Annotated in this window: 9 protein-coding genes; 6 read left to right on the forward strand and 3 right to left on the reverse strand. The window is 29.0% G+C overall.

All coding sequences use genetic code 11. From position 1 onward, the window contains the following. Nucleotides 1-123: 123 nt before the first annotated feature. Nucleotides 124-693, forward strand: coding sequence for a D-glycero-beta-D-manno-heptose 1,7-bisphosphate 7-phosphatase (gene gmhB / locus M9400_RS02255; RefSeq protein WP_250232239.1), 570 nt, complete (start codon nt 124-126; stop codon nt 691-693). A 145-nt stretch (nt 694-838) separates the two neighbouring features. Here gmhB and accC read toward each other — a convergent pair whose 3' ends face one another. Genes accC through aroQ form a run of 3 tightly spaced genes read right to left on the reverse strand, consistent with a single transcriptional unit; the run spans nt 839 to nt 3,136 of the window. Beyond that, a complete protein-coding gene (gene accC / locus M9400_RS02260; protein WP_250232240.1) occupies nt 839-2,194 on the reverse strand; it encodes an acetyl-CoA carboxylase biotin carboxylase subunit in 1,356 nt (451 codons plus the stop codon). Between the two features lie 10 nt (nt 2,195-2,204). Next, nucleotides 2,205-2,657, reverse strand: coding sequence for an acetyl-CoA carboxylase biotin carboxyl carrier protein (gene accB, locus M9400_RS02265; protein WP_250232241.1), 453 nt, complete (start codon nt 2,655-2,657; stop codon nt 2,205-2,207). Nucleotides 2,658-2,677: 20 nt separating this feature from the next. After that, nucleotides 2,678-3,136, reverse strand: coding sequence for a type II 3-dehydroquinate dehydratase (gene aroQ, locus M9400_RS02270; RefSeq protein WP_250232242.1), 459 nt, complete (start codon nt 3,134-3,136; stop codon nt 2,678-2,680). 692 nt (nt 3,137-3,828) lie between these two features. Between aroQ and M9400_RS02275 the strand changes: the two genes are divergently transcribed. From M9400_RS02275 to pmbA, 5 genes are all read left to right on the forward strand, one after another. Further along, complete coding sequence (locus tag M9400_RS02275) at nt 3,829-4,872, forward strand: rod shape-determining protein (RefSeq protein WP_250231173.1); 1,044 nt, start codon at nt 3,829-3,831, stop codon at nt 4,870-4,872. A 116-nt stretch (nt 4,873-4,988) separates the two neighbouring features. Continuing rightward, complete coding sequence (gene mreC, locus M9400_RS02280; protein ID WP_250232243.1) at nt 4,989-5,804, forward strand: rod shape-determining protein MreC; 816 nt, start codon at nt 4,989-4,991, stop codon at nt 5,802-5,804. A 95-nt stretch (nt 5,805-5,899) separates the two neighbouring features. Continuing rightward, nucleotides 5,900-6,328, forward strand: a complete 429-nt coding sequence (gene mreD, locus M9400_RS02285) for a rod shape-determining protein MreD (RefSeq protein WP_250232244.1) — start codon at nt 5,900-5,902, stop codon at nt 6,326-6,328. Nucleotides 6,329-6,910: 582 nt separating this feature from the next. Beyond that, nucleotides 6,911-8,389, forward strand: a complete 1,479-nt coding sequence (gene tldD, locus M9400_RS02290; protein ID WP_250232245.1) for a metalloprotease TldD — start codon at nt 6,911-6,913, stop codon at nt 8,387-8,389. A gap of 359 nt (nt 8,390-8,748) precedes the next feature. Further along, nucleotides 8,749-10,089: a metalloprotease PmbA gene (gene pmbA, locus M9400_RS02295; protein ID WP_250232246.1), complete on the forward strand. Its 1,341-nt coding sequence runs from the start codon at nt 8,749-8,751 to the stop codon at nt 10,087-10,089. The last annotated feature ends 1,074 nt before the right edge of the window (nt 10,090-11,163 follow it).

An 11,163-nucleotide genomic window follows, 5' to 3' on the forward strand; every position in this document is an offset into this window, starting at 1 on the left:
CATATTGCCCACTAATCTAAAGTAGAATATATGATTATACGTTAGAATTAGAATAATATAAATTTTTTAACGATATTTATTAAATACACATTTATAGCTACACAATATATATAAAGCACAAATATGAATAATGCTATATTTATGGACCGAGATGGTACAATTAATGTAGATAAGAGTTATGTATATAATATTAATAATTTTTTTTTCATTGAAAACGTTATAGATGCAATGGTAATTTTAAAAAAAATGAATTTTTTTTTAATTATAGTTACCAACCAATCCGGAATAGCACGAGGTTTATTTACTAAAGACGACTTTCTGTTATTAACAAAATGGATGATTTTTTATTTGAGATTACATCATGTACATATAGATGCTATTTATTTTTGCCCACATCATTCGAAAGGAATAGTGAAAAAATTTCAACGAACCTGTTTATGTCGCAAGCCTAACCCAGGCATGTTATTAGATGCAAAACAACGGTTCAATATCAATATGACTAATTCTTATATGGTAGGAGATACTGAAAATGATATGTTAGCGGGGCAATCAGCAGGTATTGGGACTAACGTTTTAGTATGTAGCGGAAAAGAAACAACAAAAAAATCCCAAAGTACAGCAAACTGGATTATAAAAAGCCTAGCATTCCTACCAAACGTAATAAAAATACATAAAAATACAAAACCAATATAACCCAATTCATAATCTTTTTATTAATATTTCACTTATCTATTTAACCATATTATCCTCTGTATTTAAAGACTTAATGTACATCTTCCCTTATTTACAATTAAAACCAATATTCACTTATATGAGATTTATATCACTTATCTTACATCTATACATTTAATTTATTTTCTAAATAATTAACGTTTATATTATTACCTTTTTGAAATACTTCGTCAGTCACAATCTTCAGTTGCAATTCAATATTAGTATTAATGCCATCAATAATTAATTCTGATAATGCATTTTTCATACGAGCAACGGCTATATCTCGTGTTTCTCCGAAACAAATTAATTTTCCTATCATTGAATCATAATAAGACGGCACTGAGTATCCAGAATAAATATGAGATTCCCAACGTACACCCAATCCTCCAGGAGCATGAAACCTAGTAATACGTCCTGAACTAGGTATAAAACTATGAGAATCTTCAGCATTTATACGACATTCTATAGCATGTCCTACGGATTTAACGGTATGTTGTTTAATATCTAAGGTATACCCAGAAGCAATTTTCAATTGCTCTTTAATTAGATCTATTCCGGTAACCATTTCTGTAATTGGATGTTCAACTTGAATACGAGTATTCATTTCTATAAAAAAAAATTCATCATTTTCATATAAAAATTCAAATGTACCTACTCCCCGATATCCAATATTGTAACAAACCTGAACGCAACTCTCTCCTATATATTGTCGCATCTTGGAACTAATTCCTAATGCAGGAGTTTCCTCTACTATTTTTTGGCGTCTCCTTTGTATAGAACAATCACGTTCTGTCAAATAAATTATATTTCCTTTGCCATCAGACAAAATCTGTATCTCTATATGTCTTGGATTTTCCAAATATTGCTCTAAATAAATAGTATCATTATTAAAGATATTTTTTGATTCCGATCGCATCATACGTATAGCATCTTGTAAATCTGATTCCTTTCTAACTACACACATGCCACGACCTCCTCCTCCATGAGCAGATTTTATAATAATTGGATAATTAATATGTAAATTCTGATATGAAAAATTAGAAACGTTATCATTTATATTCTTATTAAGTTCATAATTCCAACCCGGAACAGTCATTATTCCTGATTTTTTCATAATATCTATAGCAGATATTTTATTGCCCATTAAACGAATAGTTTCTGAACATGGTCCAATAAAAACAAAACCAGAACGCTCTACTTGTTCTGCGAAATTAGCATCTTCTGACAAAAATCCATAACCAGGATGAATTCCTGATGATCCAGTAATTTCTGCGGCTGAAATAATAGCTGGAATATTTAAATAACTATGAATTGCAGGCGGAGGGCCTATACAAATAGTTTCATCTGCTAAAAGCACATGTTTTAAATCACGATCTATAGTTGAATATACAGCCACTGTCTTTATTCCTAATTCTTTACACGCACGCAAAATACGCAGTGCTATTTCTCCTCGATTTGCAATGACAATTTTCTCTAACATTCTATTCTCATTATTCGATGATAAGTAACGGTTCATTAAATTCAACTGGTTGACCATTATCAAGTAAAATAGCTTTTACAATACCTGATTTATCTGATTGAATTTGATTCATAACTTTCATGGCTTCAATAATACATACAGTATCTCCAACCTCAACTGTCTGTCCTATTGATATAAATGGATTAGAATCTGAACTAGGAGTAATATAAAAAATACCTACCATTGGAGAACGTATAACATGTCCACTGTCTATTAATTTAATATCTTTATAGTGCGTTTCTATATTTGAAGTACATACTGGTTTTTCCGAATTCTTTGCAATAGGCAAACACGTTGAAGAAGATGATCTGCTGGAAACAGAGCGAGTAATACGTACTATTTTATTTCCTTCACAAATCTCTAATTTGGAAACATTAGATGATTCAATCAACGCGATTAATTTTTTAATTTTACGAATATCCATAGCAAACCTATGTTGATATATTATTTATTAATATTCTTAGATAAATATTTATACGCCATATGTAAAGCAAAATGATATCCATCTACTCCAAACCCACAAATGACCCCAAGAGCAATATCAGATAAATATGAACTATGTCGAAATTTTTCTCTTGTATATATATTAGAAAGATGAATCTCTATAAAAGCAATGTTTATAGATAAAAATGCATCTCGTAAGGCTATGCTAGTATGAGTAAAAGCTGCGGGATTGATTATTATAAAATCCACGTTCTGATAACTTTTATGTACATAATTAATCAATTCATGTTCTGCATTGGATTGAAAATGATCCATATTCATACCTAAAGAATCAGATGTTTTATACAAGCTTACTATAATATCAGATAAGGTTTCATCTCCATATATACGCGGTTCACGTGTACCTAATAAATTTAAATTGGGTCCGTTTATTAACAAAATACGAAATTTACTTACCATTACACTCACGTATCCTCACTAAATATAAATATGCTATTATAACTAATATAACTAATTATATTGTATGACACTTGCAATTAACGTTTATTCATACGATATGAAATTATTTTTCAATTATCCATAAAATATTAGTATATAAACAATTATTATTTATATAATCAAACAATTTTTAATCTGCTGTGTTACAACTAAGATACTGATAACACTAACAAACACATTATCAAATCATCAGTTTTTAACTTTTTATTAAATTACAATGATGTTTACCATATAATTATATGACATGAAGACACCTCATTCTTTCAAACCCCACTAATTATAATCTTAAGCCATAATATTTTCAATATATACATATAATTGTTATCCTATCCTAATTACAGTGAATATACATAAAAATAATATTAATACACTATTGTAAATATTATGCAGCATAATTTACAATACATATATAATTATATTTATTATGTAGTACGCTTGCATCATATACAATATGGCGCATTTCAATATAACTGATATTTTACTATAACATTTAAAAAATAAAAATTGAATAATATGTAACACCCTGAGTATAAGAACCAATAAATACATTTATCGGTACAGTACTATATGGCCATTTTAATTGCACCATTCTTCAGGAGACCTTTTACAAATGGACAATTTAAAAAAACTTAATAACATTATTTGTGATTATTATGTTTAAAAAATTCCGTGGTATATTTTCTAGTGATCTATCTATTGATCTCGGTACTGCTAATACTCTTATCTATTTAAAAGGCCAAGGTATTGTTTTAAATGAACCCTCTGTTGTTGCCATTAGACAGGATCGTGGAGGCATGCCTAAAAGTGTAGCCGCTGTTGGATATGCAGCTAAACAGATGCTAGGACGAACCCCAGGAAATATTGCAGCCATTCGTCCTATGAAAGATGGAGTGATAGCTGACTTTTTTATTACCGAAAAAATGTTACAACATTTTATTAAACAGGTACACAGTAATAGTTTCATGAAGCCTAGTCCTAGAGTATTGGTGTGTGTCCCAGTCGGTGCTACACAAGTTGAACGTAGGGCTATACGTGAATCTGCACAAGGAGCAGGAGCGCGTGAAGTTTTTTTAATAGAAGAACCTATGGCTGCAGCTATTGGAGCAGGGTTACCGGTATCAGAAGCTACTGGATCAATGGTAGTAGATATTGGAGGAGGTACTACCGAAGTCGCAGTAATTTCACTTAACGGAGTAGTATATTCATCGTCCGTTAGGATTGGAGGGGACCGATTTGATGAAGCAATTATTAGTTATGTACGACGCCATTACGGTTCCTTGATTGGAGAAGTAACCTCAGAAAGAATAAAACATACTATAGGTTCTGCATATTTAGACGATGAACTACGTGAAATAAAAGTACGTGGACGAAATTTAGCAGAAGGTATACCACGGAGTTTTGTATTAAATAACAATGAAATTTTAGAAGCGCTACAAGAACCATTAACTGGCATTGTTAGTGCAGTTATGGCGGCGTTAGAACAATGTCCACCAGAATTAGCATCCGATATTTCTGAATACGGTATGGTATTAACTGGCGGAGGAGCATTATTAAAAAACATCGATCGTTTATTAATAAAAGAAACCAGTATTCCTGTAGTAATAGCAGAAGATCCACTTACTTGTGTTGCACGAGGTGGCGGTAAGGCTCTTGATATGATCGATGTACACGGTAGAGATTTATTTAGCGAGGAATAATTTTAAGCGCTATGAAAGAATTATATATTTTACGGTTGATTAAATCACATAAATGCACATGATATTTATTTTGTAATGTATTTAATACATATCGTTAAAGCAAAGGTATTAATCTTATGTATAGGGCTGTAAATAATAAATTTCCTTATTTGGAGTTACGTTTATTTTTAGCAATCACCATATCTATTACCATAATTATTGCTGATGGAAAATTAAATATGTTCCTTCAATTTAAAAACTACATAGAAAATTCTATTTATTTATTTTATATCTTATGCGATAAACCACGCTATATATTTGATTATGTTTCAAAAATATTAGAAGAATCTAATAAATTAATATTAGAAAATCATACATTACGTCAGGAATTATTCTTAAAAAACAGTGAATTGTTATTAATAGATCAATACAAACAAGAAAATAAAAAATTACGTAAGTTGCTTCACTCTCCTCTATGTTATAATAAACGAAAAATAATTACCAAAATTCTTTTCGTTAACACAGATCCATACGATAATCAAGTTCTTATAAATCAAGGGACGAATAATGATGTGTATGTAGGACAACCAGTTATCACTGATACGGGAATAATAGGACAAGTAGTTTCTACTAATACATTTAGTAGCCGCGTTATGTTAATTTGCAATCCTGCACACGCTTTACCTGTACAAATAAAACGAAACAATATACGCTTTATTCTGATGGGTTGTGGATATAACACAGATTTACGTGCAGAATATCCAGGAAATCTTGACGTTTGCATCGGAGATACATTGGTAACATCTGGATTAGATGGTCGTTTTCCAGAAGGATATCCAGTAGCAACAGTATCCAATATAACAATAAAGTCAGAGCAAGATTTTACTATCATTCGAGCGCACCCAACAGTTAAATTACAATGCTTACGTTATGCAATATTAATTTGGGAGTAGTAATAACATTGAATCTAAAAACTTTAAAATAAAAGTAATGCATAAAAATGCATAAATTTTATGTTTATAAACTATGGATGGTATATAGTTCCTTTATGGTTGCAATTACGTTACAAATTATTCCTTTTTTCCCACAAATATGGTGGATGCAACCATCTTGGATAATGATATTGTTAATTCATTGGATCATAATACTCCCAAATCAAGTAAACATAGGTACCGGATTTATTTTAGGATTAATCACAGATATCGTCCTGGGATCTACTTTAGGGATTCATTCTTTGTCTTTAAGCATACTTGCGTATTTAGCAACACGAAATATTTACTTTTTTATATATACATCTATTTGGCAACAATCTTTTATCATTACATTTCTTTCGTTTGTTAATCAAAGTATTATAGTTCTAGCAAAACTCTTAATGACTAAAGTATTTAGTACACCAGAAATATTTTGGAATTGCTTATTAGATGGCGGATCATGGCCATTTTTAGTTCTTTTGATGCGCAAAATTTATCAGAATTAATACATCACTAATAATTTCTAAAAACTAATAAAATTATCGAATTAATTATATACTTTTTAGTAAAAATAGACTTTAATTACTTAAATTTTATAAATTAATTGCTAATAAATAATAATACTGCTTGAAATACTTATCTTAATTACTATTAAGAATAACTAAATACCAAATCTTTGTCATAAATAAACAATCTTTGAAATTAATCAATATAAATTTTAAATTAACTTATAAAGTTACAAATATTAATGGCTTAAAAACATTAATTAAAATTATTAAATATACGCATGCGTATATTTAATCATAACAAACAATAATATTTTTGAAAATATTGTTTAATCTGTCAAAAATACGGTATACTAGTAATGGAGCTTATCTATTGTAATGACATGCAATATTCAATCTAATATAGAACTGGCATATTTAAACATTGCAGTTGAATATATAAACTTAAATTGAAAAACTTTAAACTTAAAGTTCATGTTTAATAAAAAATTAATGCTAAAAACTAAAATAACATTAAATTTTAACACATAAATAAATTGTGGTTATATAAAATATTAATCTGACTATACACACAGGAATGACATGAATTTAGATCTTGTTAGCGAACAATTGCTCATACCCAATAAACTACAACATAATGATCTTTCATATTTATTAAATATGACAGAAAAGTTTCAAGTAGACTACGCAGATCTTTATTTTCAGTCGTGTCTTCATGAAACATGGATTCTCGAAGATAGTATTATAAAATCTGGATCTTATGCCATAAATCAAGGCGCTGGCATACGAGTAATTGCAGGGGAACAAACAGGGTTTTCTTACACCGATCAATTAAATTTAGACGCATTAATATGTAGCATGAAAGCTGCTACCAGTATTACCAATGAACGTCATCATAATAACACCGTTATTGTTGCTCCTAATAAGGATAGATATATTCGTTCTACTCATCAATATCCTTACCCACCCATGTATTCCTATATAAGCCCATTGTCTAGTATATCTAAAGAAGAAAAAATCGAATTATTAATGAGAATAGATAAAATAGCGCGAACTACTGATTCTAGAGTACAACAAGTTAATGCTAACTTATCAGGTGTTTACGAACAAATTTTAGTAACAGCTACAGATGGTACCTTAGCCGCTGATATTCGGCCACTAGTACGTTTGTCTATATTAGTACAAGTAGAACAAAATGGAAAACGAGAACAAGGAATAAGTGGTGGTGGTGGAAGATTTGGATACGATTTTTTTAACTCTATTATAGAGGGAGAAACGAAAGCTGACCATTGGACAAAAGACGCCGTCCGAATGGGGCTAATTAATCTTGAATCTATAGAAGCTCCAGCAGGAGTTATGACAGTAGTTTTAGGATCAGGATGGCCCGGTATTTTATTACATGAAGCAGTAGGACATGGCCTAGAAGGAGATTTTAATAGACGAGGTAGCTCTGTATTTTCTAACAAAATCGGGAACGTAGTAGCATCTGAATTATGTACGATAGTAGATGATGCAACTCTGAAAGAGTTACGCGGATCATTAACTATTGATGATGAAGGAGTTCCTGGCCAATATAATGTTTTAATTAAAAATGGTATCCTGGTAGGATATATGCAAGACAAATTAAATGCTAAACTAATGGGATGCAATCCAACAGGAAACGGTAGACGTGAATCTTATGCTACCTTACCTATGCCTCGAATGACTAATACTTATATGCTAGCAGGGCAATCAACGCCTGAAGAAATTATTAACAGTGTAGATTACGGAATATATGCCTCTAATTTTGATGGTGGACAAGTAGATATTACATCAGGAAAATTTGTATTTTCTGCATCTGAAGCTTTTTTAATTGAAAAAGGCCATATAACAAAATCTATAAAAGGAGTTACCTTAATAGGATCAGGAATAGAAATAATGAAAAATATTTCTATGGTTGGAAATGATTTATCCTTAGATAAAGGAGTAGGGACATGCATAAAAAACGGACAAAGTATACCAGTTGGAGTAGGTCAACCGACAATAAAATTGAATAAGATTACTGTTGGAGGAACCAACTAGTTAATTTATATATGTATATTACTTAATGACTAGTAATAATTAACGAAAATAATTATGTATTATCAGATATAATTACTTTATATATAAATTGTGATATAAAATATGTATTTTATTTATAATCTATAATGTAAATCTATCAGACATAAAATATTATTTTTGATGTGATTAAGTTTGCTTATGTGTCTAGTTGTAACAAATAATATATTCATGTAATTTTTAATAAACATCCATAATCAATTAAAAATTTTTTGTTTTTATATAAAATAATAATGTAAAATTATATCAGCACTTTATATTTGTTATATAGTCTATATTCCGTAAATTATTTTAATGAAGAACTATTTCTACAGGGGAATGATATGGATGTGATAAATGATATGATACAACAACGTAACTTTCTAGAAAATATAGTAGATCAAGCTTTAAATGTAGCACATACATATTCAAATGAAGTAGAAATATCAATCATTAAAACCACAGGAATTACTGTTAGCACTCGTTATGCAAAACTTGAGAATGTAGAATTTAATAGTCATAACATCTTAGATATAACTATATTTCGTCAACAACGAAAAGGAACTGCTCTTTCAAGTGATTTACATGAAAAAGCAATAATCCGTGCTATTGAAGCTGCAGCAAATATTGCATGCCACACCTCCCCAGATCCATATTCTGGTATTGCTGACAAAGAATTATTAGCATTCAATTCCATGAATCTAGACCTATTTCATCCCATTAATTTAGATACTAAATTAGGAGCAGATTTAGCATCTACAGCAGAACAAACGGCATTAAACTACGATAAACGGATTATTTCCACTGAAGGAGGAAAATTTAACAGCTATTTTACTACTAAAGTATTTGGAAATAGTCATGGTATGTTACAAAGTTATGCCAGCAGCCAACATTCTTTATGTTGTAGTGTGATTGCTTCAAGCAATGGTATTATGGAACAAAATTACGCATACACATTAAGCCGTTCATTTAATGATTTACGTTCAGCAGAATGGGTTGGACAAGAATGTGCTCAACGAGCATTAGATCATTTAAATTCAAAAAAAATTAAAACAACAGAATCTCCAGTATTGTTTTCTGCTGAAATAGCCACGAGTCTATTCCACCATTTAGCAGAGGCTATTTGCGGAAATAATGTATACCAAAAATCTACTTTTTTATTAAATTATTTGCAAAAAGAAATTTTTCCTTCTTGGATATCGATTAAAGAATATCCACATATCCTAAAAGGATTAGGTTCTGCTCCGTTTGATAGCGAAGGAGTACAGACATTAGATCGCACTATCGTAGAAAATGGGGTGTTAAATAGTTGGATTTTAAATAGTTATTCTGCTCGTAAAATAGGACTGAAAACCACTGGGCATGCTGATGGTATTTATAATTGGTATATTAGTTATAAAAATTTAAGTTTTATAGAATTAATAAAACACATGCATCGTGGGTTAATTGTCACTAGTATAATGGGGCAAGGAATTAATATCATTACCGGAAATTATTCACGAGGAGTATCTGGATTTTGGGTAGAAAACGGAAGTATTCAATATCCAGTAAATGAAATTACTATCGCTGGAAACTTAAAAGAAATGTTTTGTAACATTGTTGCTATTGGATGTGATACTGAAACAAGAGGGCACATTCATTCTGGGTCTGTTTTAATATCGTCCATGAAGATAGCAGGATCTTAAAATAAATGATTAAATATACATTTTTATTATTTTTTTGAATAGATCCTATTATTAGGTGATATGTATCAACTTTTTATACTGAGCTGTCTAGTAGTTGTACACAAACAACAATAAATTACGCTTTTTTATATAATTTATATTGTACTTACATACATTTGATGATAGTTTAAACTTAAAAATAAATAATAAGTTGTAAATAATTAGTTCATAGAGTTAAATAGTAAAAAAATTTAAAGTTAACCTCAATTATACCATTTAATCAAAAGTATAAATACAAACAAAAAATAACACTACGTCAATTTAATGAACGATTACCACATCTTATTTTAAATAAGATATCTAAGTAAAGTCTTTTTAAATTAAACACCATAACTCTTCTGAAACAGAATATAGTTTTATATTTGATTACAACTAAACATGTTATAATACCACATAAAGATGAATAATACTATCAGTATTGATCTAATCACAATGAGTTATAACATAACCATTTATGCCATCAAAATATCTATCTTTTTATTGATAAAAATGATCAAAAGAATTAAGTAATACATGACTAACACACTAAAGATATTTACTTCCTGTAGTTGTTAATCCTTTATAACGATACGTTTATATAGTATACATATTTATACATATAAAATATGTTACATCTAAAATCGTTAGGAATAAATATTATAAAAAATATTTACTCAAAATAAATGTAAATCACTTTCAAAAAATCAGTATTTCGATCTAATATATAGTGATTAAAATTAAATTTAAAACTATACTATTAGTAATATTAATTTTTTTAAAAATAATATTCATCTTAAAATAAACAATATTTTTAATTTTACTTGTATATTCTAAAATTAAATAAAAATTACTTATTTAAAATAATTAATAACTTAAATCAAAATATTATTAATATATTTTTAGACCATTTAATTAATTTAATAATCAATCTAAAATAGCAAATATGATAATTACTTACTATATTACTATACCTTCGATAAAATAAACAATTATATTTAAAATTTAAAATAATTAATAATTCCATTTAAATATTAAAAATACTGAATATTTTTAAAT

The sequence above is a fragment of the Blochmannia endosymbiont of Camponotus sp. genome (assembly GCF_023586085.1).
In the GTDB taxonomy this organism is placed as follows: Bacteria; Pseudomonadota; Gammaproteobacteria; order Enterobacterales; family Enterobacteriaceae; genus Blochmanniella.

What these genes read in the sequence shown, in the direction of transcription:
- gmhB (WP_250232239.1), top strand. Translation starts at nt 124, where the DNA reads ATGAATAATGCTATATTTATGGACCGAGATGGTACAATTAATGTAGAT.
- accC (WP_250232240.1), bottom strand. Translation starts at nt 2,194, where the DNA reads ATGTTAGAGAAAATTGTCATTGCAAATCGAGGAGAAATAGCACTGCGT.
- accB (WP_250232241.1), bottom strand. Translation starts at nt 2,657, where the DNA reads ATGGATATTCGTAAAATTAAAAAATTAATCGCGTTGATTGAATCATCT.
- aroQ (WP_250232242.1), bottom strand. Translation starts at nt 3,136, where the DNA reads ATGGTAAGTAAATTTCGTATTTTGTTAATAAACGGACCCAATTTAAAT.
- M9400_RS02275 (WP_250231173.1), top strand. Translation starts at nt 3,829, where the DNA reads ATGTTTAAAAAATTCCGTGGTATATTTTCTAGTGATCTATCTATTGAT.
- mreC (WP_250232243.1), top strand. Translation starts at nt 4,989, where the DNA reads ATGTATAGGGCTGTAAATAATAAATTTCCTTATTTGGAGTTACGTTTA.
- mreD (WP_250232244.1), top strand. Translation starts at nt 5,900, where the DNA reads ATGGTTGCAATTACGTTACAAATTATTCCTTTTTTCCCACAAATATGG.
- tldD (WP_250232245.1), top strand. Translation starts at nt 6,911, where the DNA reads ATGAATTTAGATCTTGTTAGCGAACAATTGCTCATACCCAATAAACTA.
- pmbA (WP_250232246.1), top strand. Translation starts at nt 8,749, where the DNA reads ATGGATGTGATAAATGATATGATACAACAACGTAACTTTCTAGAAAAT.